This window comes from Nonomuraea sp. NPDC004580, from assembly GCF_040609855.1.
GTDB lineage: Bacteria > Actinomycetota > Actinomycetes > Streptosporangiales > Streptosporangiaceae > Nonomuraea > Nonomuraea salmonea.
The window spans coordinates 1-23,329 of sequence record NZ_JBEXLH010000065.1; the positions used below are offsets into that span (position 1 = coordinate 1).

Annotated in this window: 23 protein-coding genes; 7 read left to right on the plus strand and 16 right to left on the minus strand. The window is 72.8% G+C overall.

Going from position 1 to position 23,329, the window contains the following annotated elements; translation table 11 throughout:
• The 7 genes from ABZW11_RS38850 to ABZW11_RS38880 form a co-directional block, all read right to left on the minus strand.
• Positions 1 to 1,169 (minus strand): protein kinase (locus ABZW11_RS38850; RefSeq protein ID WP_355428925.1); only part of this gene is annotated, 1,169 nt, incomplete at its 3' end.
• 184 nt (positions 1,170 to 1,353) lie between these two features.
• Positions 1,354 to 2,499, minus strand: coding sequence for a cytochrome P450 (locus ABZW11_RS38855; protein WP_355428928.1), 1,146 nt, complete (start codon positions 2,497 to 2,499; stop codon positions 1,354 to 1,356).
• Between the two features lie 136 nt (positions 2,500 to 2,635).
• Positions 2,636 to 3,427 carry an IclR family transcriptional regulator gene (locus ABZW11_RS38860; RefSeq protein ID WP_355428930.1) on the minus strand — a complete coding sequence of 264 codons (792 nt, stop codon included), beginning with the start codon at positions 3,425 to 3,427 and terminating at the stop codon, positions 2,636 to 2,638.
• A gap of 133 nt (positions 3,428 to 3,560) precedes the next feature.
• Positions 3,561 to 4,307, minus strand: coding sequence for an XdhC family protein (locus tag ABZW11_RS38865; protein ID WP_355428933.1), 747 nt, complete (start codon positions 4,305 to 4,307; stop codon positions 3,561 to 3,563).
• Positions 4,304 to 6,652 (minus strand): aerobic carbon-monoxide dehydrogenase large subunit, encoded by a 2,349-nt coding sequence (locus ABZW11_RS38870; RefSeq protein ID WP_355428936.1) that lies wholly within the window; start codon positions 6,650 to 6,652, stop codon positions 4,304 to 4,306. The genes ABZW11_RS38865 and ABZW11_RS38870 overlap by 4 nt, the downstream gene beginning before the upstream one ends.
• On the minus strand, positions 6,649 to 7,116 hold the full coding sequence (locus ABZW11_RS38875) for a (2Fe-2S)-binding protein (protein ID WP_355428939.1): 468 nt from the start codon (positions 7,114 to 7,116) through the stop codon (positions 6,649 to 6,651). The genes ABZW11_RS38870 and ABZW11_RS38875 overlap by 4 nt, the downstream gene beginning before the upstream one ends.
• Position 7,117: 1 nt before the next feature.
• The gene (locus tag ABZW11_RS38880; protein ID WP_355428942.1) at positions 7,118 to 7,981 is read right to left on the minus strand and encodes a xanthine dehydrogenase family protein subunit M; all 864 of its coding nucleotides are present in this window, start codon (positions 7,979 to 7,981) and stop codon (positions 7,118 to 7,120) included.
• A gap of 85 nt (positions 7,982 to 8,066) precedes the next feature.
• Between ABZW11_RS38880 and ABZW11_RS38885 the strand changes: the two genes are divergently transcribed.
• Positions 8,067 to 8,975 carry a LysR family transcriptional regulator gene (locus ABZW11_RS38885; RefSeq protein WP_355428945.1) on the plus strand — a complete coding sequence of 303 codons (909 nt, stop codon included), beginning with the start codon at positions 8,067 to 8,069 and terminating at the stop codon, positions 8,973 to 8,975.
• On the opposite strand, the gene ABZW11_RS38890 is transcribed toward ABZW11_RS38885, so the two are convergent.
• The 5 genes from ABZW11_RS38890 to zwf form a co-directional block, all read right to left on the minus strand.
• Positions 8,902 to 9,450, minus strand: coding sequence for a hypothetical protein (locus ABZW11_RS38890; RefSeq protein ID WP_355428948.1), 549 nt, complete (start codon positions 9,448 to 9,450; stop codon positions 8,902 to 8,904). The two genes, ABZW11_RS38885 and ABZW11_RS38890, sit on opposite strands and share 74 nt — an antisense overlap.
• A gap of 39 nt (positions 9,451 to 9,489) precedes the next feature.
• Positions 9,490 to 10,101 carry a bifunctional 4-hydroxy-2-oxoglutarate aldolase/2-dehydro-3-deoxy-phosphogluconate aldolase gene (gene eda, locus ABZW11_RS38895; protein ID WP_355428951.1) on the minus strand — a complete coding sequence of 204 codons (612 nt, stop codon included), beginning with the start codon at positions 10,099 to 10,101 and terminating at the stop codon, positions 9,490 to 9,492.
• Between the two features lie 46 nt (positions 10,102 to 10,147).
• Positions 10,148 to 11,140 carry a glucokinase gene (gene glk / locus ABZW11_RS38900; RefSeq protein ID WP_355428954.1) on the minus strand — a complete coding sequence of 331 codons (993 nt, stop codon included), beginning with the start codon at positions 11,138 to 11,140 and terminating at the stop codon, positions 10,148 to 10,150.
• 120 nt (positions 11,141 to 11,260) lie between these two features.
• The gene (gene edd / locus ABZW11_RS38905; protein WP_355428957.1) at positions 11,261 to 13,204 is read right to left on the minus strand and encodes a phosphogluconate dehydratase; all 1,944 of its coding nucleotides are present in this window, start codon (positions 13,202 to 13,204) and stop codon (positions 11,261 to 11,263) included.
• The gene (gene zwf, locus ABZW11_RS38910) at positions 13,201 to 14,694 is read right to left on the minus strand and encodes a glucose-6-phosphate dehydrogenase (protein WP_355428960.1); all 1,494 of its coding nucleotides are present in this window, start codon (positions 14,692 to 14,694) and stop codon (positions 13,201 to 13,203) included. The genes edd and zwf overlap by 4 nt, the downstream gene beginning before the upstream one ends.
• Before the next feature lie 142 nt (positions 14,695 to 14,836).
• Here zwf and ABZW11_RS38915 point away from each other — a divergent pair, with 142 nt between their 5' ends.
• Positions 14,837 to 16,096 carry an ROK family transcriptional regulator gene (locus tag ABZW11_RS38915; RefSeq protein WP_355428963.1) on the plus strand — a complete coding sequence of 420 codons (1,260 nt, stop codon included), beginning with the start codon at positions 14,837 to 14,839 and terminating at the stop codon, positions 16,094 to 16,096.
• On the opposite strand, the gene ABZW11_RS38920 is transcribed toward ABZW11_RS38915, so the two are convergent.
• On the minus strand, positions 16,097 to 17,671 hold the full coding sequence (locus ABZW11_RS38920; protein WP_355428965.1) for an ATP-binding cassette domain-containing protein: 1,575 nt from the start codon (positions 17,669 to 17,671) through the stop codon (positions 16,097 to 16,099). It lies immediately after the preceding gene.
• Between the two features lie 72 nt (positions 17,672 to 17,743).
• Between ABZW11_RS38920 and ABZW11_RS38925 the strand changes: the two genes are divergently transcribed.
• Positions 17,744 to 18,364 (plus strand): TetR/AcrR family transcriptional regulator C-terminal domain-containing protein, encoded by a 621-nt coding sequence (locus ABZW11_RS38925; protein ID WP_355428968.1) that lies wholly within the window; start codon positions 17,744 to 17,746, stop codon positions 18,362 to 18,364.
• A gap of 2 nt (positions 18,365 to 18,366) precedes the next feature.
• Here ABZW11_RS38925 and ABZW11_RS38930 read toward each other — a convergent pair whose 3' ends face one another.
• On the minus strand, positions 18,367 to 19,068 hold the full coding sequence (locus ABZW11_RS38930; protein ID WP_355428971.1) for a DUF2470 domain-containing protein: 702 nt from the start codon (positions 19,066 to 19,068) through the stop codon (positions 18,367 to 18,369).
• Between the two features lie 78 nt (positions 19,069 to 19,146).
• Here ABZW11_RS38930 and rpsD point away from each other — a divergent pair, with 78 nt between their 5' ends.
• Positions 19,147 to 19,761: a 30S ribosomal protein S4 gene (rpsD, locus tag ABZW11_RS38935; protein WP_355429046.1), complete on the plus strand. Its 615-nt coding sequence runs from the start codon at positions 19,147 to 19,149 to the stop codon at positions 19,759 to 19,761.
• Between the two features lie 28 nt (positions 19,762 to 19,789).
• Here the strand turns inward: rpsD and ABZW11_RS38940 are convergent, their stop codons facing one another.
• Positions 19,790 to 20,656, minus strand: coding sequence for an ion transporter (locus tag ABZW11_RS38940; protein WP_355428974.1), 867 nt, complete (start codon positions 20,654 to 20,656; stop codon positions 19,790 to 19,792).
• Between the two features lie 116 nt (positions 20,657 to 20,772).
• Between ABZW11_RS38940 and ABZW11_RS38945 the strand changes: the two genes are divergently transcribed.
• Positions 20,773 to 21,081, plus strand: coding sequence for a DUF4190 domain-containing protein (locus tag ABZW11_RS38945; protein WP_355428977.1), 309 nt, complete (start codon positions 20,773 to 20,775; stop codon positions 21,079 to 21,081).
• A gap of 53 nt (positions 21,082 to 21,134) precedes the next feature.
• Here ABZW11_RS38945 and ABZW11_RS38950 read toward each other — a convergent pair whose 3' ends face one another.
• Positions 21,135 to 21,776, minus strand: a complete 642-nt coding sequence (locus ABZW11_RS38950; RefSeq protein ID WP_355428980.1) for a TetR/AcrR family transcriptional regulator — start codon at positions 21,774 to 21,776, stop codon at positions 21,135 to 21,137.
• 72 nt (positions 21,777 to 21,848) lie between these two features.
• On the opposite strand from ABZW11_RS38950, the gene ABZW11_RS38955 reads away from it, so the two are divergent.
• Positions 21,849 to 22,586, plus strand: coding sequence for an ABC transporter ATP-binding protein (locus ABZW11_RS38955; RefSeq protein WP_355428983.1), 738 nt, complete (start codon positions 21,849 to 21,851; stop codon positions 22,584 to 22,586).
• On the plus strand, positions 22,583 to 23,311 hold the full coding sequence (locus tag ABZW11_RS38960) for an ABC transporter permease (RefSeq protein WP_355428986.1): 729 nt from the start codon (positions 22,583 to 22,585) through the stop codon (positions 23,309 to 23,311). The genes ABZW11_RS38955 and ABZW11_RS38960 overlap by 4 nt, the downstream gene beginning before the upstream one ends.
• Positions 23,312 to 23,329: the final 18 nt, after the last annotated feature.

Sequence of the window (23,329 nt, forward strand, 5' to 3'; positions counted from 1 at the left end):
CCGGGACGCGGTCCGGTGCGTTCGGCCGGCGGCGGCTGCGGCGCCCCGTGCGCGCCTCCCGGCACGACCTGCTGCGGCGCCCGCGCCGCCTCGGGCTGCGGCGCGTGCGAGGAGCCGGGTCCGGGCTGGGGCGCCCGCGCGGCATTCGGTCCGGGACGGGGTGCGTGTGCGGGACCTGGGCCGGCGTGCGAGGAGCCGGGAGCCGGCTGCGGCGCGTGCCCAGGGCCGGGAGCGCCGTGGGGGGCCGGGCCCTGGTGGTCGGGCCGGGGCGGCATGAGGGGGCCGAACTCCGACGGGTTCCACGCGCTGGTCAGGTGCTTGGTGGCGGCGAGCTGCGCGGCCGGCTCGTCGGCCGCTCCCACGAGCTCCAGCAGCAGCTGCCGGGCGGCGGGCCGCCGCGCGGGGTCGGGGTGAATGGCCGCGGCGACCAGCCGGTCGAGCGGCGCTGGCAGCCCCCGCAGGTCGGGCGGCGCCTGCCGGGCCCTGGCCGCCATCACGTACGCGTCGCCCTCGCCGAACGGATGCCCGCCGAGCCCCGCGTACGCGATGAGCGACCCCCACGCGAACACGTCGCCCGCCGGGCTGGTCTGGCCCTCGAAGACCTGCTCGGGAGCGATCCAGCCGGGCGTGCCCATGACCATGCCGGCGTTGGTGTGGCGGGAGTGCACGTGGGTGGAGCGGGCCAGCCCGAAGTCGATCACCCGCGGCCCGGCCAGCGTCAGCATCACGTTGGCCGGCTTGAGGTCGCGGTGGACGAGCCCGGCGGCGTGGATGGCGGTGAGCGCGGCGGCCACGCCGACGGCGGCGGCGTGGAGCACGGACGGTGACAGCGCGCCGTGCTCGATGAGGTGGTCTTCGAGCGAGATGCCGTCGATGTACTCGGTGACGAGGTAGAGCCGGCCGCGGTCCTCGCCGTGGTCGAGCACCCGGGCGGTGCAGAACGAGGCGACCTTGCGCGCGTTGGACACCTCTTCGTGGAAGCGCGCACGGTAGACGGGGTCGGCGGTGAAGTCGCGCCGGATCGCCTTGACCGCGACCTTGGAGCCGTCGGCGGCCCTGGCGAGATAGACCACGCCCATGCCGCCGGAACCGAGACGGCTGACCAGCTCATAGGGGCCGATCGCCGGCGGGTCTTCCGGCTCAAGAGGAGTGCCTGCGGAGCGCCCCAACGTCGCCGTCCTCTCGCCGTCGTCATCCCGTCGCAACCCGAACCGTTCCTCCCGCCGGTTCGTTTCGTGTGACAACCCGAACTGTCCCGCGCCCGGCATCCCGTTTGTACCCCAGACTCTAACGGAGGAAGGCGATGCCCGGTGGCGAGTAGTCCGCGCATGGCCGCATCGGGCTAGCCCGATGTCAGCTGCTGGCGGGGTCGCGGCGCAGGGGACGCATGGAGACCCGCAACCGGGCGAGATCGATGGCGTGCGGCAGCGGCCGGTGGGGCGAGAGCAGCCGGCCGACGGGCTTGGGGCGGGCGGTGCGCAGGATGGCGCCGAGGAACGCGGTGCCGACGGCGAGCGTCAGGTTCACGCCGTCGCAGCCGGGCCGCGCCCACCACTCGGAGGAGGCGGTGCCGTCCAGCCAGATCTCGGGGGCGAAGGTGTCGGCGTACGGCAGGCGCGGGCTGCGCTGGTGGGCGGCGACCGGCACGAGGACGGGGGTGCCGGCGGGGACGGCGCTGCCGTACCAGGAGGTCTCGGTGGTCGTGACCCGCGCGAGCGCCGGCACGGACGGCCACAGGCGCAGGCCCTCGCGCAGGCAGGCGCGCAGGTGGTCGGGGTCGGAGCGGGCGGTCTTGCGGTGGCCGGGGTGCGCGGCGAGCAGCGCCAGCGTCTGCGTCAGCCCGGCGGCGGCGCAGCCGAAGCCCATGAGCCAGTACGCCGCCTGCATGAGCCCGCGCGCCTCCGGCTCGGGGGTCTCGGCGATGAGCCCGGCCAGGCTGCCCGGCTCGGCCCTGCGCAGGTGATCGATGATGCGGGCGTCGTAGCGGCCGGACAGGATCTCCTGCCGGCGGCTCGCCCGCCACCGCCCGGCCCGTGTGAGGCCCTCCAGCAGCCGGGTCAGCTCCTCGTCGCGGGCGGCGCCGTCGCCGTAGACGCAGCGCCTGGCCACCCGCTGCCAGCAGGCGTTGAGCCTGGAGTGGTCGACCACGCCGCTGGCCAGGTCCGCGGCCTCCTCCTTGGCGATCTCGATGAAGCGCGGCCGCAGCACGTCGGTGGGCAGGCCGAAGGGGCGCTCGTCGAGCGCGGGCGCGTAGGAGGCGTCGTCCTCGGCCAGCACGCGCACGGCGTCGCGCTTGGACAGCACCAGCAGCGCGGGGCGGCGCGGCCGGCGGACGAGGACGGGACGGCCGCCGTAGCGGGACTCGAGGGCGGCCAGCAGCGGGCGGGAGCGCAGCAGGTCGCGGCCGTGCGTGACGTGCGGGATGCTGCCCGGGGGGAGGAGCAGGGCGGTCAGGCGCAGGCTCTCCAGCACGGTCGTCCTGGGCAGCCCCCTAGGCACGCGCTGCCTGCCGCGGAGCGGGTGGGTAGGTCATGGATCGATGTGATCGCCCCCGGGGCGGCGCCGCAATGTGGGGTTTCGGCCAATGGAACACTTCCGGCTGCAAGATCGGTGAGCGTTCCGGTGACCGGAACGCTCACCGGCCGAGGAGTGCGGCGGAGATGGCCTGGGCGGCGCCGCGTACGGAGATGCCGAGCGGTCCCAGCGGCACCAGCTGGGCCGGCGCCGCCACCGACACCGCCATGCACACCCGCCCGCCCGGCCCGAACACCGGCGCGGCCACGCAGGCCACGCCCTCGGTGTACTCCTCCTGCGAGCAGGCGAGGCCCTGCCTGCGCACCTGGGCCAGCTCGCGGTCGAGCGCCGCGAGGCTCGTGACCGTGCGGCGGGTCAGCCGCTCGAACGGGCCGTGCGCCGGCAGGTCGTGACGCAGCTTGGGGTCGAAGGCCAGCAGCGCCTTGCCCGCCGCCGTGCAGTGCAACGGCGCCCGGTCATCGCCGTCGGAGCGCGAGCGGACCCGGTCGTGCCCGTAGACGCGCTCGACGTAACGGACCTCGGGCCCGGCGGGCACGGCCAGGTTGACCGTCTGCCGGGTGGCCTCGTACAGGTGGAGGAGGTAGGGCAGCACGCGCCTGCGTGAGCCGGGGACGCGCGGCCTGGTCACCCCGGCCATCGACGCCAGCAGCTCACCAGGCAGGTACGCGCTCCCCACCCGCCTGGCCAGCTCCCGCGAGCAGAGCACGCCGAGTATGCGGTGGGCCGTCGACTTCGGCAGCCCGGTGCTGCGGCACAGCTGCGACAGCGTGACGGGCCCGGTGGCCGCGCTGAGCGCGAGCAGGATGTCGATGCCCCGCTCCAGGCTGCCCGGCTGGGACGCGGGCCGCTCGCGCCGCACCATGCGCGCTTGACTGATCGTTTCCGTCGGCATCGATGTCCCTTTCGCTCTCCGAGGAGCAGAAGGGGCTTCCCGGGGGGCTGCTGTTGGGCTGGGGTTCGGGCTGCTGTTGGGGCTGCTGTTTCCAACCGCTGACCTACCCGGCCGCCGCCCGGTGATACCACGCTCAGTGAAGGGCGATGATCTCCGCGTACACGGAGACCGCCACCTCGCCCGGCGTCCGCGCGCCGATGTCCAGGCCGGCGGGGGCGTGCACGCGCTCACCTCCCTCCAGCCGGGCCAGCACCGCCGCGCCGCGCCTGCGGCTGGCGATCAGCCCGACGTACGGCACCCCGCGCTGCAGCGCCTCCCGCAGCACCGGCTCCTCGCCCACGCCGTGCGAGGCGACCAGCACCGCCGTGGTGTCGTCGGCGAGCGGCCCGGAGCCGGTGTCCACGTTGCAGCCCATCGCTGTCCCCACGGCGGCGAGCGCCCGCGCGGTGGGGCCGTCGCCGTGCACGCGGACGAGCGCGGGCGGCAGCACCGCCTCCAGGAAGATCTCCAGCGTGCCGCCCGACAGGCAGGGCTGGCCGACCGCGACCAGCCCCTCCTCCACGTGCGGCTCGGCCTGCTCCGGAGAGATGCGCAGCAGGGTCGTGCCGCCGGCGCTCAGCAGGCGCAGGCTCTGGGCGAGTACGGTGCCGGTCGCGCACACCCCGCCCACGAAGCCCTCGATCGTCCCGTCGGGCAGCACCACCGCGCGGTCGCCCGCCTTGGCGCTGGTCGGGCGCTGCGCGCGGACGACGGTGGCCAGCACGTACGGCTCCCGCCCCGATCGCAGCCCGGCCACCCGCGCGTCGAGATCCGTGGCCGCCGGCGCCCGCGAGGTTCGGGGCCGCGGCGGGGGCGCCGGCATGCCGAGGAACTCGCTCACGGGATCGCCAGGTCGGTGCGGAACGGCTCGCCCCTGGTGACCCGCCACACGTTCGCCGGGGTCAGCGGCATGTCGGCGTGCCGCACCCCGTACGGGCGCAGCGCGTCCACCACGGCGTTGACCACGGCGGCGGGCGAGCCCACCGTGGCCGACTCGCCGACGCCCTTCGCGCCGATCGGGTGCGTCGGCGACGGCGTCACGGTCTCGCCCAGCTCCCACGACGGGCACTCCATCGAGGTCGGCAACAGGTAGTCCATGAACGAGGCGCCCAGGTGGTTGCCGTCCTCGTCGAACGCCATCACCTGCATGAGCGCCATGCCGACCCCGTCGGCCAGGCCGCCGTGGATCTGCCCCTCGACGATCATCGGGTTGATCCGCACCCCGCAGTCGTCCACGGCCACGAACCTGCGCACCTTCACCTGCCCGGTGCCGGGATCGACGTCCACGACGCAGATGTAGGCGCCGAACGGGTAGGTCAGGTTGGGCGGGTTGTAGACGGTGACGGCGTCCAGGTGGCCTTCGACGCCGTCGGGCAGCTCCAGGTTCGAGTGGGCGGCCAGCGCGATCTCGGCCATCGACTTGCCGGTGGACGGGTCGCCCACCACCGACCACTTCCCGTCGGCCCACTCCAGGTCGTCGGGCGACGCCTCCAGCATGGCCGCCGCGACGATCTTTGCCCGGTCGCGCACCTTGCGCGCCACGATCGCGGTGGCGGCGCCGGAGACGGGGGTGGAGCGGGAGCCGTACGTGCCGAGGCCGAACGGCGTCTGGTCGGTGTCGCCGTGCACCACCTCCACGTCGTCGGCCGGGATGCCCAGCTCCTGCCCGACGATCTGCGCGAACGTGGTCTCGTGCCCCTGGCCCTGCGACTGGCACGACACCCGCAGCACCGCCTTGCCGGTCGGGTGCACGCGCAGCTCGGCGCCGTCGGCCATGCCGAGGCCGAGGATGTCCATGTGCTTGCGCGGGCCCGCGCCGACCGCCTCGGTGAAGAAGCTGATGCCGATGCCCATCAGCTCGCCCCGCGCCCGCCGGTCGGCCTGCTCGGCGCGCAGCTTGTCGTACCCGGCCAGGTCCATGGCCAGGCGCAGCGCCTTCGGGTAGTCGCCCGAGTCGTACTCCCAGCCGGTGGGGGAGTGGTACGGGAACTGCTCGGGTTTGAGCAGGTTGCGCATGCGCAGCTCGGCGGGGTCCAGGCCGAGCTCGGCGGCCAGCACGTCCACCAGGCGCTCGACCAGGTAGACGGCCTCGGTGACGCGGAAGGAGCAGGCGTAGGCGACGCCGCCGGGCGCCTTGTTGGTGTAGACGCCGGTGACCTCGCAGTGGGCGGCCTCGATGTCGTACGAGCCGGAGAAGACGTGGAAGAAGCCGGCCGGGAACTTGGTCGGCTGCGCGGTGCCGTTGAAGGCGCCGTGGTCGGCGAGCACCTTGACGCGGATCGCCTGGATCCGCCCGTCGCGGGTCGCGGCGATCTCGCCGCGCATGTGGTAGTCGCGGGCGAAGGCGGTGCTCATGAGGTTCTCCGAGCGGTCCTCCATCCACTTGACCGGGCGGCCGGTGACGATCGAGCCGACGATCGCGCAGACATATCCCGGATAAATCCCGACCTTGCCGCCGAAACCGCCGCCGATGTCCGGCGAGATCACCCGGATCTTGTGCTCGGGCAGCCCCGCCACCATCGCGTACAGCGTCCGGTGCGCGTGCGGCGCCTGCGTCGGGCACCAGACCGTCAGCTTGCCCGTCACCTTGTCGAAGTCCGCCACCGCGCCGCACGTCTCCAGCGGCGCGGGATGCACGCGCGGGTAGAGCATGTCCTTCGCGGCCGTGACCTCCGCGCCGGCGAAGATCTCCTCCGTACGCGCCCGGTCCCCGGCCTCCCAGTCGAAGATGTGGTTGTCGGTACGGCCCTCCAGATCGTCCCTGATCACCGGGGCGGCCGCGTCGAGGGCCTTCCTGGCGTCGATGACCGCGTCGAGCGGCTCGTACTCGACGTCGATGAGCTCCAGCGCGTCGCGGGCCGAGTACGCGTCCTCCGCCACCACGAACGCCACCTCCTGCCCCTGGAAGCGCACCTTGTCCGTGGCCAGCACGGCCTGCGTGTCCTGCGACAGCGTCGGCATCCAGGCCAGGTTCAGCCCCGCCAGCGTCTCGCCGGTGATGACCGCCTTCACCTTCGGATGCGCCTCGGCCGCGCTCGTGTCCACCGAGACGATGCGCGCGTGGGCGTGCGGGCTGCGCAGGATCGCGCCGTACAGCATGCCGGGCAGCCGCACGTCGTCGGTGTAGGTGCCGCGCCCCCGGATGAACCTGGCGTCCTCCTTGCGGTGCATGCGCCCGTAGCTCATGACCTCGCCTCCCTCTCGGCGGCCCACCTGATCGAGCGGACGATGTTCTCGTAGCCCGTGCACCGGCACAGCTGGCCCGAGATGGCCTCCCTGATCCGGCCCTCGTCGGGGTCGGGGTCGCGGTCGAGCAGCGCGCGGGCGGTCAGCAGCATGCCCGGCGTGCAGAACCCGCACTGCAGGCCGTGGCACTCCACGAAGCCCTTCTGCACGACGTCCAGCTCGCCGTCCCGCTCCAGGCCCTCGACGGTATTCACCTCGTGGCCGCCGGCCATGACGGCCAGCACCGTGCACGACTTGACCGGCACGCCGCCGAGCCGCACCGTGCAGACGCCGCAGTTGGAGGTGTCGCAGCCCCAGTGGGTGCCGGTCAGGCCCAGTTCGTCGCGCAGGAAGTGCACGAGCAGCAGCCTCGGCTCGACGTCCCTGGTGTACGGCTGACCGTTCACCGTGACCGTGATCCGCATGTCAGATCCTCCCCGCGGCGGCGGCCAGCGCGCGCCTGGTCAGCTCGGCGGCCAGATGGCGCTTGTAGTCGGCGGGCCCGCGCTGGTCGGCGTGCGGCTCGCAGTGCTCGGCGGCGATCCGTCCCGCCTCGGCGAACGCCTCGTCGCAGGGTCGCTCATCGATGAGGGACCGCTCGGCCTCCGGAGCGCAGAAGTGCTCGGCTCCCACGGCGGTCAGCCCGATCCCGGCCTGCCTGATGACGCCGTCCGCGACGGTGAGCACCGCGCCCGCCGCCGCCACCGGCCAGTCGCCGACGCGCCGCTCGACCTTCTCGTACGCGCTGCCGGTGCCCGCCGTGATCGGCACGCGGAGCTGGACGAGGAGTTCGCAGGGTTCGACGGCGGTCTCGTAAGGACCCCGGTGGAATTCCCTGACCGGAACCGTACGGGTGCCGCCAGGGCCCTGGATGAGGGCCGTCGCGCGCAATGCGGTGAACACGGCCGACAAATCCTCCGACGGATCTCCCTGACACAGGGAGCCGCCAACGGTCCCCCGATTTCGGACGATCGGGTCGGCAATAACCCGCTCCGCATCCCGAAATATCGGGAAAAGGTCGGTGGCGGTGCCGCTTTCCAGCAACTCCGTGTGCCGCACCAGCGCCCCGATCGCCAGCTCGTCGCCCTCGACCGCGATCCGCCCCAGCTCAGCGGCCAGACCGTTGATGTCGATCAGCGCCTCGGGCTGGGCCAGGCGCAGCTTCATCATGGGGATCAGGCTGTGGCCGCCGGCCACGATCCTGGCCTCGGGGCCGTACCTCGCCAGGAGTTCGAGCGCGTGCGTGACGCTGTCGGCTCTCTCGTATTCGAACGTCGCGGGAACCTGCATGAGAGCACAGTGCTGTTACCGATTTGTCGCATCAATCGCGAAATAAGGGATTCCTTAATACGGGGGCGCGAACTATGAAGAGGAGGTGACACTCAGCCAGCTCGGCGCGTTCGTCTTCGTCGCCCGCCTCGGCTCGGTCAAGGCCGCCGCCCGCGCCCTGGGTGTCAGCGAGCCCGCCGTCTCCCAGTCGCTTGCCCAGCTGCGCCGGCACCTCGGCGACCCCCTCGTCACCCGCAGCGGCGACCGCATGGAGCTCACCGAGGGCGGCAGGCGGCTGCTCGGCATCGCCGCCAGGATCGTCGCGCTCGGCGCCGAGGCCGTCGCCGCCGTCCAGCCCGGTCGCCCGGCCCGCCTGCACGTGGTCATGGACGCAGGACTCGCCGAGTACGTAGCGGGCCCCCTGCTCTGCCTGTTCACCCAGCGCAAGCCCGTGGACGCCACCACCGGCGTCGCCGACACCGCCGAGATCCCGCTGCTGCTCACCAGCCGGCTCGCCGACGTCGCGCTCGGCGCCCAGGTCACCGGCGACGGCCTGGCCTGCCGGCCGGTGCTGCGCTGCCGCCTCATCGTGGTCGGCTCGCCGCGCGGCCGCCGCGACCACTGGCTGGTCGGCCCCTCGGCCGCCGATCCGGCCAGCGACACCAGCCGCCTGCTGCGCCTCCTCCGCGTCCAGGAGTACCAGGTACGCGTCTTCGCCAACCAGACCGCCGCCTGGAAGGCCGCCGCCGAAGGCGCCGGCGTCGCCCCCGCCACCGCTCACCTGGTCGCGGCCGAGTTACGCAAGGGCGAGCTGATCACCATCGACACCCCCGCCACCCCATTGGCCACCTACTGGTACGCCACCACCCTCGACCCACCGACCCGCTCGACGGCCGCCGGCACCTTCCTCCACTTCCTGACCACCCCAGCAGCCACCCAAATCATGCGCACCCCGGACGAGGGCGTCCCAAGAAGCCGCTTCCGCCCAGCCGTGCACGTCTCGATCTGGAGCTGATCAGCTCGGGCAGGTGCCGCACCACCCTGACCAGGCAGTCGCAGCACTCGTCGAGCACGACCTCGTACAGCCGTGCCTGCGCCTCACCCAGGTCCCTGGACGCGGGCAGCGCCCTGCGCAGCTCGCGCGCCAGGCGTACGGGGTCGGCGTCGGCGGCGAACAGGGCACGGTCGGACAGGTCGGCCCGCGCCAGCGCGTCCGTCACCTCGGCCAGCACGACCAGCCGGTCGTCGTCGCCGAGCCCGGGGAACTCGTGACCGCACAGCTTGGTGACGCGTGCGGTCACGGCGTCGGCGATGTCGTCGATCTGCCGTCGCGCCTTGCGGCGGACGAGCTGGTCGGGAAAGTGCGTACGCATCAGCTCGACGAGCGGCAGGCGGCTGCTCTCGCCGGTCGATCGGGCGGTCAGCCAGGCGCGCACGGCACGCTCGCCGACCGCCGTGCCCACCTTCAGGGCGGCCGTCTCCAAAGCCACCCGGCCATATCCCGGTGATCTCGCCCCGGGAAAGCCGGGTCAGCGGAGCGCGGCGGCCTCCGCGGCCAGCTTCTCGACGCGGCCCCAGTCGCCGGCCGCGAGCGCGTCGGCCGGGGTGAGCCAGGTGCCGCCGACGCAGCCCACGTTGGGCAGCGCCAGGTAGTCGGGGGCGGTGGCCGGGCGGATGCCGCCGGTCGGGCAGAACCGCACGTCGGGCAGCGGCCCGCCGATCGCCTTGAGGTACGGCACGCCGCCCGCCGCCTCGGCGGGGAAGAACTTCAGCTCCCTGATGCCGCGCTCGGCCAGCGCCATTACCTCGGAGACGGTGGCCGCGCCCGGCAGGTACGGCACCCCGCTCGCGTCGAGCGCCTCCACCAGCGACAACGTGGTGCCGGGCGAGACGAGGAACTTCGCGCCGGCCGACACCGACGCCGCGATGTCGCCGGTCGTCCTGACCGTCCCCGCGCCCACCGTGGCGTCGGGCACCTCGGCCGCGATGCGTGCGATGGCCTCGCGGGCGGCGGGCGTGCGCAGGGTCACCTCGATGACCGGCAGCCCGCCGGCGACCAGCGCCCGCGCCAGCGGGACGGCGGTCGCCGCGTCGTCGATCACCACGACGGGGATCACGGGGGCGAGATCGAGCAAACTCATGGGATTTTCTCTCCTCATTCGGCACTCCAGGAAGGAGGGTGCCGTGCTAGTGGCCGGTGACGGCCGCCGTGGTCAGTCCGCCGGACTCCTGGGTGGCCCGCTGACTCAGCCAGGCGGCCGCGCCGGTCATGCCCGGCTGGGCGGCCACGATGAGCGACGTCCCGATGCCGGCCAGGTAGGCGGCCATGTCGGGGTTGGCCTCGAACCGCGCGCGGAAGGCGCTGCCGCACACGCGCTCCACGATACGGGGCAGCACGCCCCCGGCGACGTAGACCCCTCCCCGGGCGCCGAGCGTCAGCGCCACGTTCCCGGCGAAGCCGCCCAGCAGGGCGCAGAACATCTCGACCGTCTCGGCGCACAGCGAGTCGTCGACCCTGGCCACGATGTCGGCGGCGGTCAGGCCGGGCGCGGTGACGCCGTTCACCAGGGCCAGCGCCCGGTGCAGCCGCACCAGCCCCGGCCCCGACAGCAGGTGCTCGGCCACGACGTGCGGCACCCCCTGCGAGCGCAGAGCGCGGACCACCTCGAACTCGCGCGGCTCCACGACCGGCACCGTGACGTGCCCGCCCTCGCCGGGGACCGGGATCCAGCCGTGCTCGGACGGCGCGAGCGCGCCCACGCCGAGCCCCGTTCCAGGGCCGAGCACCGCCTTGACGCCGTCGCCCGGCGGCGGGCCGCCCAGCGAGACCAGGTCGTCGCCCTCCAGGTGGGGCAGCGACACGGCCAGCGCCTCGAAGTCGTTGAGCAGCCGGACGTACGGGATGCCGAGGTCGCGGACGGAGCCGGCCCACGCGGAGTTCGTGAGCCGGTAGTGCTCGCCCTCGATCGGCCCCGCCAGCGCCAGGCACGCCGCGCCGGGCCGCACCCCGCCCGCATGCTGGGCGAGGTAGGCCGTCACGGCGTCGGGCAGCGTCGGGTGGTCGGCGCCGGCCAGCACCGCCACGTGCGACGGGCCTGCTCCGAGCGAGGTGACCAGGCCGAACCTGGCGTTGGTCCCCCCGATGTCGGCGACGAGCCACGGAAGGTCAAAGGCACTCACGCATACCTCCGGCGTTCAGGGCGGCGTCAAGATCGCAGCCGTTTCCCCGAAGGATGCCACGGGACCGCACGGCGCCCCAGAGGGGGCCGTGCGCGCACCGGCGGACAGCGGGAAGAACGGTCACCGGGCCAGTCCAGCGGGCCGCGCGCCGACCGGCGCGCCCGTCTCCAGGTGCGAGGAGCCCGCCTGGGCGGGGAAGCCCAGCCCGGGGCCGTGGTCGGGCGACTCGGCGCCGCTGACGCCGAAGATGCCGGCGCCCTGCTCGGCGTGGCCCGCCATGCGGCGGAACGTGGCGAACAGCTCGCGGCCGGTGCCGACCCACTGCGCGTCGCTCAGCGGCCGGCCCTCGGGCGTCCGCCTGGCCAGCTCCTCGGCCGGCACCAGCAGCTCCAGCGTGCCCTGCGCCGAGTCCAGCCTGATCACATCGCCGTCGCGGACCAGCGCGATCGGCCCGCCGTCGGCGGCCTCGGGCGACAGGTGGATGGCGGCGGGCACCTTGCCCGACGCACCCGACATGCGGCCGTCGGTGACGATCGCCACCCGCTGCCCCCTGTCGAGCAGCACCGCCAGCGGCGGGGTGAGCTTGTGCAGCTCCGGCATGCCGTTCGCGCTCGGGCCCTGGTAGCGGATGACCGCCACGAAGTCCTGGCCGTCCAGCTCGCCGGCCTCGAACGCCTGCAGCAGGTCGAGCTGGTCGTCGAACACCTTGGCGGGCGCCTCGATCACCAGGTGCTCCGGCTTGACCGCCGAAACCTTGCTGACCGCGCGGCCCAGGTTGCCCTCCAGCATGTGGATGCCGCCGTCGGCGGAGAACGGGTCGGCGACCGGGCGCAGCACGTCGAGGTCCTTGCTGCCGCCGGTGACCGGCGCCCACACCAGCTCGCCGTCCACCAGCTCGGGCGCCTCGCGGTAGCGGTCGAGGCCGGGGCCCGCGACGGTCATCACGTCGCCGTGCAGCAGGCCCTCGTCGAGCAGGTCACCGATGAGCACCTGCATGCCGCCGGCCTCGCGGAAGTGGTTCACGTCCGCCTGGCCGTTGGGGTAGATCTTGGTGAGCGACGGCACGACCTTCGACAGGCAGGCCAGGTCGTCCCAGGTCAGCACGATGCCCGCGGCGGCGGCCATGGCCACCAGGTGCAGCGTGTGGTTCGTGGAGCCGCCGGTGGCCAGCAGCGCCACGCAGGCGTTCACGATCGACTTCTCGTCCACCAGCTCGCCGATCGGCGTGTACGCCGCGCCGTGCGCGGTGATCTCCACCGCGCGCCGCCCGGCCGCCTCGGTGAGCGCGTGCCGCAGCTCGGTGTGCGGGTTGACGAACGTCGAGCCGGGCAGGTGCAGGCCCATGACCTCCATCAGCGCCTGGTTGGAGTTGGCGGTGCCGTAGAAGGTGCAGGTGCCGGGGGAGTGGTACGACTTCGCCTCGGCGTCGAGCAGCTCCTCCCTGCCGACCTTGCCCTCGGCGAACAGCTGCCGGGTGCGCGCCTTGACCTTGTTCGGCAGGCCCGAGGTCATCGGCCCGGCCGGCACGAAGATCGCCGGCAGGTGCCCGAAGTGCAGCGCGCCGATGAACAGGCCCGGCACGATCTTGTCGCACACGCCCAGCAGCAGCGTGGCGTCGAACATGTCGTGCGACAGCGCGATCGCGGTCGCCATGGCGATCACGTCACGGCTGTAGAGCGACAGCTCCATGCCCGCGCGGCCCTGAGTGATGCCGTCGCACATGGCCGGCACGCCGCCCGCGACCTGCGCCACGCCGCCCGCCTGGCGCACGGCCCGCTTCAGCTCCGGCGGGTACGTCTCGTACGGCTGGTGCGCCGACAGCATGTCGTTGTAGCTGGTCACGATGGCCACGCCCGGCTTGGCCGTGCCGCGCAGGGCCGGCTTGTCCTCGGCGGAGGCGCCGGCGAAGCCGTGCGCGAGGTTCGCGCAGCCGAGGTGGGCCCGCGCCGGGCCCTTGGCGCGCGCGCTCTCGCCGTCGCGGCGGATCCGCTCCAGGTAGGCGGCCCGGCTGACGGCGCTCCGCGCGGCGATGCGGTCGGTGATCTCCTGAATGACGGGGTTCACAGTTCCTCCTCGTGCCAGGCGCGACCGCTGCGGCCGAGCAGTTCGTGGGCTCCGGCGGGGCCGGTGGTTCCTGCGGGGTAGGGCTCGGGCAGCGCGGGGTCGGCCTTCCACGCCTCCAGGATCGGATCGATCCAGCGCCAGGCCGCCTCGACCTCGTCGCGCCGCATGAACAGCGTCGGGTTCCCGGCCAGCACGTCGGTCAGCAGCCGCTCGTACGCCTCAGGCACCCGCGCCGTGAACGTCTCGCCGAAGCTCAGCGACAGCGGCACCGGCTTCAGCGTCACCTCGCCCGCGCCCGGCTCCTTGGCCATGATGTGCAGCTCGATCCCCTCTTCCGGCTGCAGCCGCAGCACCAGCCGGTTGGGCGAGCCGCCGGGGAAGATGGAGTGCGGCACGTCCTTGAACTGCACCACGATCTCCGAGCGCCGGTACGGCATGCGCTTGCCGGTGCGCAGGTAGAACGGCACCCCGGCCCAGCGCCAGTTCTTGATCTCGGCCCTGATCGCGGTGAACGTCTCCACCCTGCGCGACTCCTCGGTCGGCGGCGTGGAGGCGGGCTCGTCCAGGTAGCCGGGCAGGTCACCGGCCCCGGTGTACTGCCCGCGCACGGTGAAACGGTCCACTTCGCCGCCCGCGATCGGCCGCAGCGACTGCAGCACCTTGACCTTCTCGTCGCGGATGGCCTCGCGGTCGTTGCGGGCCGGCGGCTCCATCGCGGTCAGCGTGAGGAGCTGGAGCAGGTGGTTCTGCACCATGTCGCGCAGCGCGCCCGCGTGGTCGTAGTAGCCGCGCCGGCCCGGCGTGCCGACGGTCTCGGCGGCGGTGATCTGGACGTGGTCGATCCACAGCGAGTTCCAGATCGGCTCGAGGAAGGCGTTGGCGAAGCGCAGCACCAGCAGGTTCTGCACCGTCTCCTTGCCCAGGTAGTGGTCGATGCGGAAGATCTGGTGCTCGTCGAAGATGGCGCCGACCTCGTCGTTGATGCGCTGGGCGCTGGCCAGGTCGTTGCCGAGCGGCTTCTCCAGCACCACCCGCGAGCGCGGCGTCACCAGGCCGGCGTCCTGCAGTTCGCGGCAGAAGGGGCCGAACGTGCGCGGCGGGCTGGCCAGGTAGAAGACGCGGTCGCGCTGCTCATACCCGGCGAGCAGGCGGCTCAGCGCGCTCCAGCCGGAGCGGTTCTGGCCGCCGACGTCCACCGAGACGTGGTGCAGGCGGCCCAGGAAGCGCTGCCAGCCGTCGGGGTCGTCGTCGGGCACCTGGCCGCGTACCTCGGCGTCCACCTTGCCGCGGAAGTCGGCGTCGGTCAGCCCGCCCCTGGACATGGCGACGATCCGGGTCTCCGGGGCCAGGCGGCCGTCACGGTCGCTGTGGTAGAGCGCGGGGATCAGTTTGCGCATGGACAGGTCGCCGGTGCCGCCGAACACGACGAGATCGGCGGTGTAGGCGGTGGCTTCCGCAGGGGCGAGGGCTTCTGGGACGGAGGGGGACACGGTAGGGGCTCCGAATGATCTACCAAGCAGGGACAGAACGGACACTAACGAGAGTTTGGGTCGTACACAAGCGGAGTTTTGGCATTTGAGATAAAAAAGTCGCGACTTTTCATGACAGAACCCTGTGTGGTTCACTTGGGCGATGCCTCGACGTACCGCCTCCGCCCTCGCCACGAGCGGCGAGGTGCTCCGCCTCATCCGCACCGGAGAGGCCGTGACACGGGCCGACCTCGGCAGGGTGACCGGCCTGTCGCGGCCCGCGGTGCAGTTGCGCGTCGGCGAGCTGCTCGAACGCGGGCTCGTCGTCGAGCGCACCGACGCCCCCTCCACCGGCGGGCGCCCGCCGGTCCGGCTGGAGTTCAACGCCTCGGGCGGCGTCGTGCTGGTGGCGGCGCTCGGCGCCAGCCGCACCAGGGTCGCCGTCTGCGACCTCGCCGGCGAGGAGCTGGCGGGGCGTGAGTTCGCCATGGACGTCGAGCAGGGGCCCGACATCGTGCTGCCGCTGCTCATGGACACCTGGGACGAGCTGCTCGGTGACCGGCCGCGCTCGGTGATCCGCGGCGTCGGCATGGGCGTGCCCGCCACCGTCGAGTTCGCGCAGGGCCGCACCGAGAGCGCCCGCGTCATGGCCTCGTGGACCGGCGTGGTCATCCCGCCGATCATCCGCGAGCGCTTCCCCGTGCCCGTGCTCGTGGACAACGACGTGAACGTGCTGGCCATCGGCGAGCACCGCGGCGTCTACCCCGACCTCGACGACCTGATGTTCGTCAAGATCTCCACCAGGATCGGCGCGGGCGTGATCGCCGGCGGCGGCATCCTGCGCGGCGCGCTCGGCGCGGCCGGCGAGATCGGCCACATCCCGGTGATCGACGGGGGCGGCGTGCTGTGCCGCTGCGGCAACCACGACTGCGTCGACTCCGTCGCCAGCGGCACCGCCCTGCTGCGCGACCTGCGCGCCATCGGCAAGGACGTCGCGACCATCGCCGACGTCACGGCGCTGGTGCGGGCCGGCGACGCCGAGACCATGGCCACCGTGCGCGAGGCGGGCCGGCGCATCGGCGAGGTCCTCGCGGGCGCGGTCAACATACTCAACCCGTCGGTCGTGGTGCTCGGCGGCGACGTCGCGGAGGCGTTCGGGCCCCTGGTGTCCAGCATCCGCGAGGTCGTCTACCGCCGCTCCACCGCCCTCGCCACCCGCCGCCTGCGCATCGAGCCCAGCAGGCTCGGCGCCGGGGCCGGCATCAGCGGGTGCGCGGTGATGGTGCTCGACCACGTGCTCGCGCCCGAGGCCGTGGACGAGACCATGACGCTCACCTCCCTGCGCCGCGACCGCGCCACCGCGACCCCGACCGCGACCCCCACCGCGACCCCCACCGCGACCGCGACCGCCACCGCCGGCTGATCACACGTCCCAGCGGGGCTCGGCGCTCTCCCGTACGAGGCCGTCCGCGCCGAAGATCAGGTACCGGTCGAGGTCGTCGGCGAACCAGCGGTCGTGGGTGACGGTCAGCACCGTCCCCTCGAACCCGGCCAGCCCGCGCTGCAGCGCCTCCGCGCTGTGCAGGTCGAGGTTGTCGGTCGGCTCGTCGAGGAGCAGCAGCGTCGCGCCCGACAGCTCCAGCAGCAGGATCTGCAGCCTGGCCTGCTGGCCGCCCGACAGCGTCTCGAAGGGCTGAGCGCCGGCCGGCGCCAGCTCGTACCTGGCGAGGGCGGCCATGGCCTCGTTCCTCGTCATCGGGCGGGCGGCCATGACCACCTCGGCCGCCGGGCGCCCGCGCAGGTCGGGCCGCAGATGCGTCTGGGCGAACGCGCCGGGACGCACTCGCGCGCCCAGGCGGGCCACGCCCGTGTGCGCGATCGGTTCGCCGGCGAGCAGGCGCAGGAAGTGGGACTTGCCGGTGCCGTTCATCCCGAGCACGCCGACCCGCTCGCCGTAGTGGATCTCCGTCGAGAACGGCCGCAGCAGCCCGGTCAGCTCCAGCTCCTCGCACACCACCGCGCGCTTGCCGGTGCGCCCGCCGCGCAGCCGCATGCGGACGTTCTGCTCCTTCGGCGCCCGCTGCGGCGGCCCCTCGCGTTCGAAGCGCTCAAGCCGGGTCACCGCCGACCTGTACGCCCCCGCCAGCGCGTCGTTGTGCGCCGAGCGCTGCCGCAGGGTGTGCACCAGCCGCCGCAGCCGGTCGCGTTCCTCCTCCCAGCGCTGCCGGCGCTCCTCCAGGCGCTCTCTGCGCCGCGCGCGGGCCTCGGCGTAGCCGGCGAACCCGCCGCCGTGCACCCACACCGTGCGCCCCTCGACGGTGACGATCCGGTCGGCGGTCTCGGCCAGCAGCCGCCGGTCGTGCGAGACGAGCAGCACGGTCTTGCCCGACGCGCTGATCGCGCGTTCGAGCCACTGCTTGCCCCGTACGTCGAGGAAGTTGTCCGGCTCGTCGAGCAGCAGCACCTCGTCGGGGCCGCGCAGCAGCGCCTCCAGCATCAGCCGCTTCTGCTCGCCGCCGGACAGCGTGGCCAGGCTCCGCCCCTTCACCTCGTCGTACGGGAGGCCGAGCGCCTCGGTCGTGCACACGTCCCACACCACTTCGAGGTCGTAGCCGCCCGCCTCGGCGTGGTCGGCGACGGCCTGGGCGTAGGCGAGCTGGTGTGGCTCGTCGTCGTGCGCGGCCAGCGCCGCCTCGGCCTCCTCGACGGCGGCGACCGCCGCACGGACGCGTTGCGGCGCGACGCCGAGCAGCAGGTCGCGTACCGTGCCCGAACCTAGGAACTGCCGCATCACGCCCACCCCGCCGCCGGTCGTCACCCGGCCGTCGGCGGGCGTGAGCTCACCGGCGATCAGCCGCAGCAGGGTGCTCTTGCCGGCCCCGTTCGGCCCCACCAGCGCCGCCTTGACGCCCGGCCCGGCCTTGAACGACACCTCCAGCAGCAACGGCCGCCCATCGGGCAGCAGGTACGTCACCCCGCTCACGTCCACGTGCCCCACGAGACCTCCTGCTCGATCGTTGTTCCTCTACTAGACCAACGATCCGGTTCTCGTACAACGTAATATCGCCGGATGGACACCGTGTGGTCACGCCGCAGGACGGAGCCCAAGCCGCGGCTCACGCTCGACCGGATCGTGGCGGAGGCGCTCGCCCTGCTGGACGAGGAGGGCGTCGCCCGCCTCACGATGCGCCGCCTCGCCGAGCGCCTGGGCACCGGCTCGACCACCCTCTACTGGCACGTCAAGACCAAGGACGACGTCCTCGACCTGGCCATGGACGCGGTCTTCGGCGAGGTTCGCCTGCCGGACGGCGGCGCGGGGGAGGACTGGCGGGCGCGGGTGCGCGCGCTCATGGGCGGCTGGCGGGCGGCGCTGCTGCGGCATCCGTGGTCGGCCACGCTGCTCGACCGCCCGCTGCTCGGGCCGAACGCGCTCTCGCGCACGGAGTTCCTGTACGAGACGCTGATCGCGGCCGGGTTCGCCGCGCCGACGACGGCCGCGTACAGCCTGTCCAACTACGTGATGGGGTCGGTCATCATGGAGGTGACCTGGGCGCAGAGTGACGCCGGCACCGGCGGCTACCTGCGCGAGCGGGCCGGCGACTATCCCGCCCTGGCCGCGCACGGACTGGAGCACGACTGGGACACGACGTTCGAGGAGGGTCTCGGCTACCTGCTCGCCGGCATGTCCTGACCTCAGCAGCCGCAGAGCAGGCCGCGCAGCGCGGTCTCCAGGCACACCCCTGAGCGCGCGGGCGTCGGCCAGGGGAAGCGGATCAGCGACTCGTCCGCCCGTACGGTCGCGCCGTGGCTGTCCAGCTCCCACAGCCACACGTCCCCGGCGGGCTCGCCGAGCTGGCGGGACACGCCCGCGGCGAGCTGGGCCCGGTGCGCGGAGTTGACGTGGGCGAGCACCCGCTCGGCGACGTCGGTGAGCGGGTCGGGCGCGGCCCCCAGGTAGTCGTCGGCGTCGAGCAGCCCCGACTCCTGCCCGGTCAGGTAGACGACCTGGCCCACGTCCAGGCGCAGCAGCCGGGCCGCGTCGGGCGCGCCGAAGCGTTCGAGTGCGTCGAACAGGTTCTCATCCGGGCAGTGCGCCGCGACGGCGATCGCCGCCGCGCGGGCCTCGTCCCGCGGCACCGGCTCCGCCCACCCCTGCACCTCGATCAGCCCGCGCGGATGCGTCGCCGTGCCGAGCTGCCGCATCGCCGTCAGGTTCACCGCGGCGACGGCGTCCTCCCGCACCCCGTGCAGCGTCTCGCCGGGCAGCACCAGCAGCACCGGCCGCCCGCGCTCGTCCACACCGCCGCGCGCCGGCGAGGGGGCGCCGTCCACGGACAGCTTGGCGACGTTCGAGGTCGCGGCGAGGGTGCGGACCCGCTCGGGGATCGGGAGCATGGGCGCCTCCTTGAGGGCAGCAGCATCTATAGGTTAGCCTTACCTAAGTAAGGAATACCTAACCACATTGAGGTGAACGTGCGCTACACCGGCCCGAAGGTGCGACTGTCGCGTCGCGCGGGCGTCCCGCTGACCAGGAAAGCCGTCCGCTACTTCGAGCAGCGCCCCTACCCGCCGGGCGAGCACGGCCGTAAGACCAACCGCCGCACCACCGGCGACTACGGGCTGCGGCTGATGGAGAAGCAGAAGCTGCGCTGGTACTACGACGTCTCGGAACGCCAGCTCCGCCGCTACTGGGACCTCGCCGTGCGCAAGCCGGGCGCGTCGGGCACCGAGCTGGTGACGCTGCTGGAGAGCCGCCTCGCCTCGCTCGTGCTGCGCGCCGGCCTGGCCCCGTCGATCTACGCGGCCCGCCAGTACATCGCCCACGGGCACATCGCCGTCGACGGTCGCAAGGTGGACATCCCCAGCTACCTGGTCAAGCCAGGCCAGGTCGTCTCGGTACGCGAGCGCTCCCGCAGGATGCAGCCCTTCGTGGCCGCCGCCGAAGGCGTGTACGCCGACGAGCGCACCGCCGCGTACCTGTCGGTCGAGCTGCCCGAGTTGCGCTTCACCCTCACCCACCGGCCGGAGCGCGAGCAGATCGCGGTTCCCGTGGACGAGCAGCTCGTGGTGGAGTTCTACTCCCGTTGACCGGGCTTTCGCGCAGGGGCCGCCGGCGTCACCGGCGGCCCTTCTTGGCGCGGTGGCCGTTGCCGTTCTGGCCGCCGTCGCGCCTGAACGGCGCGGCGCCCGCCGGCACCGCCGTCTGGAGCGCCCGCAGCTCGGCCACCTCCTGGCGCAGCGCGGCCAGCTCGGCCAGGATGCGCTCGGAATGCGCGGCCGCGTCCTGTTCAAGGGCCGCCCGCTCCTCGGCGTTCTCCTCGTCCATGGCGCTCACCACGACGGCGAGGAACAGGTTCAGCACCACGAAGGTGCAGACCAGGATGAACGAGGCGAAGAAGATCCACGCGGTGGGGTGCCGGGTCATCACCTCGCGGGCGATGTTGCCCCAGTCGTCGCCCGTCATCGTCTGGTAGAGGGTGAACAGCGAGTCCGGCAGGCTGCCGAAGCGGTCGGGGGCGGTCTCTCCATAGAGTTTGGTGGCCATCACCGCGGCCACGTACAGGACGAGGGAGAGCAGCACCACGATCGAGCTCATGCCCGGCATCGCCCGCAGCAGCGCCGAGACCACCCGGCGCAGGCTCGGCACGACCGACAGCAGCCGCAGCACCCGCAGGATGCGCAGCGAGCGCAGCACCGACAGTCCGCCGTTGGTGCTGGCGAAGGCGATGGCGACGATGACGGTGTCGAAGATGTTCCAGGGGTCGCGCGCGAAGGCGGTGCGCTCGACGTAGAGCTTGGCGGCCAGTTCGGCGGCGAAGATGTAGAGCGCGACGTGGTCGACCACGGTCAGCAGCGTCCCGTAGCTCTCGACCACGGCGGGGACGGTCTCCAGACCCAGGGTGGCGGCGTTGATCAGGATGACGCCGACGATGAAGCGCTGGAAATTCGGGTGCGCGAGGAAGGCGCGAATGCTGTCACGCACGGGGGAGGCTCCTCAGGGGTGGACATGTGCCTCACCATGATGACGCAACATGATCAAGAGGCGGACTGTGGTATAAACCCACCTGACCTTGTCCACGTGAGGGGACCATTACCAGCATGTCCTACAGCGATTACGGCCCCGGCTACTACGGCCCGCCGCCACAGAGCCACCCCAACGGCACGACCATCCTCGTGCTGGGCATCCTCAGCCTGGTGGTGTGCGGCGTCCTGGGCCCGTTCGCGTGGGTGATGGGCAACAAGGCGCTCAAGGAGATCGACTCCAGCGGCTACGTCTACGAGAACCGCGGCCAGATCCAGGCCGGGCGCATCTGCGGCATCATCGGCTCGATCTGGCTCATCCTCCTCGTGGTGCTCTTCGGCCTCGCCATCGCCCTCGGGCTCGTCGCGAGCTTCAGCAGCTACTGACGTTCGTCCGGAGCCCGGCCGCGCAGGTCACCGCCTGCCGCGCCGGGCCCTCGTCATTCCCGCGGCCCTGAGCCGACGGCCTCCAAGCCCTTCTCCAGCAGGCCGAAGGCGAGCTCGGCCTGCTCGCGCAGCATGGGGGCGATGCGCTCCCACTCCTCGCCCGCCGTCATCATGGCCATCGCGCGCTCGCTGAGTATGCGCGTGGTGCCGAGCAGGTGCGCCGCCACCAGGCGGGACGTGAGGTCGTCGGCGCCGGCGTCGAGCTCGTCGGCCAGCGCCCGCGCCAGCGCCTCCTCGCGCTCGACGTGCACCTGCCGCATGCGCGCGGTCAGCGCCGGGCTGTCCGCGACGATCTTGGCGAAGACGTCGGCGCCCTCGTTGAGCCCGTGGCGCCAGTGGCGGGTGCCGATCGCGTCGAGGTAGTCGCGCAGGAACGCGCGTACGACGCTCTCGCCCGGCCGCCGCTCGCGCAGCACCGTCGGCGGCAGCTCCACCACCGCGTCCTGCCGGTCGGCGAACAGGTCCTCCTTCGTGCTGAAGTAGTTGAAGACCGTGTTGACCGAGACGTCGGCGGCCCGCGCCACCTCGGCCACCGTCACGTTGTCGAACCCCCTGGCCATGAACAGGCCCGTCGCGACGTCGGAGATGCGCTCCCGCGTCTCGCGCTTCTTCCGCTCCCGCAGCCCTTCCGTCATGCCGCCATCGTACCAAGTTTGCAGTAACACCAAAATTGTGGTTACTTAAATTTTGTGATCGAAACCAGAAGTTTGAGCAAGACCTTCGACAACGGCGTCCACGCCGTCGACGGCGTGGACATGGCCGTGCAGCCGGGCGAGATCGTCGGCTTCCTCGGCCCCAACGGCGCCGGCAAGACCACGACCATGCGCATGCTGACCACCCTGCTGCGCCCCACCGCGGGCACCGCCACCGTGGCCGGCCACGACCTCGTACGCGAGCCGCGCGAGGTGCGCCGCCGCATCGGCTACGTCGCCCAGGGCAGCGGACTGCCGCCCGTCACCCCCGTCAGGGGCGAGCTGGAGCTACAGGGCATGCTCTACGGCCTCAGCCGCGCCGAGGCCGCCGCCCGCATCCCCGGCGTGCTCGAGCGGCTCGATCTGGCCGGGCTCGCCGACCGGGCCCCCGCCACCCTCTCCGGCGGCCAGCGCCGCCGCTTCGACATCGCCTTCGCCCTGCTGCACGACCCCGTGCTGCTCTTCCTCGACGAGCCCACCACCGGCCTCGACCCGCAGAGCCGCGCCAACCTCTGGGACCACATCCGCTCCCTGCGCGACCGGCAGGGCATGACCGTGTTCCTGACCACCCACTACCTGGACGAGGCCGACGCGCTCTGCGACCGCGTCATGATCATCGACCGGGGCCGCATCGTCGCCCAGGGCGCGCCCGCCGAGCTCAAGACCGGCGGCCGCACGCTGGACGACGTCTTCCTCGACATCACCGGCAGGTCGCTGCGCGAGGAGAGCGCGTCGATCAGGCAGGGGGCATGATGCTGCGCGACACCTGGGTGCTGTTCCGCCACGGGCTGGGCGTGACGCTGGGACAGCGGATCGGCATCGTCATCGGGGCCATCCAGCCGCTGCTGTTCCTCGTGCTGTTCGGGCCCATCTTCGTCACCATCGGCAGCTGGGAGACGCTGGTCCCCGGGCTGATCGTGCAGCTCGGGCTGAGGAGCGCGGGCATGGCGGGGTTCGGGATCGTCTTCGACAAGCGCGGGGGTGTGCTCGAACGGCTGCGCGTCACCCCGGCCAGCCGGCTGGCGCTGCTGCTCGGGCGGGTGCTCAACAACGTGGTGACGCTGGTCCTGCAGACCGTGCTGCTGCTCGCCGTGGCCTACGCCTTCGGCCTGCGGGCGCCGCTCGCGGGCGTGCTCGGCTCGTTCGTGCTGGTCGTGGTGCTGGGCGCGAGCCTCGCCGCGCTCTCGTACGCGATCGCGCTGACCATCAACGAGCACCTGTTCCCGCCCGTCATGACGACGGCGGTGGTGCCGCTGGTGCTGCTGTCGGGCTCGTTCCTGCCGATGTCGATGGCGCCCGGCTGGCTCGACGCGCTCTCGCACGTCAGCCCGTTCAGGTACGTCCTGGAGGCGCTGCGCGACCTGTTCCACGGCCACTACCTGACCGGCACCGTGGCGGTCGGCGCGGCGGTCACCGTCGCCTTCGCCGTCTTCAGCCTCACGATCGGCACCCGCGTGTTCAACCGCGAGCAGGCGTGACCGCCTCAGGGTGAGCGG

Excerpts from the sequence above, each read along its gene's own strand:
- ABZW11_RS38860 (WP_355428930.1), bottom strand. The coding sequence starts at position 3,427 with ATGCCGACGGAAACGATCAGTCAAGCGCGCATGGTGCGGCGCGAGCGG.
- ABZW11_RS38945 (WP_355428977.1), top strand. The coding sequence starts at position 20,773 with ATGTCCTACAGCGATTACGGCCCCGGCTACTACGGCCCGCCGCCACAG.
- ABZW11_RS38930 (WP_355428971.1), bottom strand. The coding sequence starts at position 19,068 with ATGCTCCCGATCCCCGAGCGGGTCCGCACCCTCGCCGCGACCTCGAAC.
- ABZW11_RS38915 (WP_355428963.1), top strand. The coding sequence starts at position 14,837 with ATGCCTCGACGTACCGCCTCCGCCCTCGCCACGAGCGGCGAGGTGCTC.
- ABZW11_RS38960 (WP_355428986.1), top strand. The coding sequence starts at position 22,583 with ATGATGCTGCGCGACACCTGGGTGCTGTTCCGCCACGGGCTGGGCGTG.
- ABZW11_RS38870 (WP_355428936.1), bottom strand. The coding sequence starts at position 6,652 with ATGAGCTACGGGCGCATGCACCGCAAGGAGGACGCCAGGTTCATCCGG.
- ABZW11_RS38880 (WP_355428942.1), bottom strand. The coding sequence starts at position 7,981 with ATGCAGGTTCCCGCGACGTTCGAATACGAGAGAGCCGACAGCGTCACG.
- ABZW11_RS38950 (WP_355428980.1), bottom strand. The coding sequence starts at position 21,776 with ATGACGGAAGGGCTGCGGGAGCGGAAGAAGCGCGAGACGCGGGAGCGC.
- eda (WP_355428951.1), bottom strand. The coding sequence starts at position 10,101 with ATGAGTTTGCTCGATCTCGCCCCCGTGATCCCCGTCGTGGTGATCGAC.
- ABZW11_RS38875 (WP_355428939.1), bottom strand. The coding sequence starts at position 7,116 with ATGCGGATCACGGTCACGGTGAACGGTCAGCCGTACACCAGGGACGTC.
- ABZW11_RS38925 (WP_355428968.1), top strand. The coding sequence starts at position 17,744 with ATGGACACCGTGTGGTCACGCCGCAGGACGGAGCCCAAGCCGCGGCTC.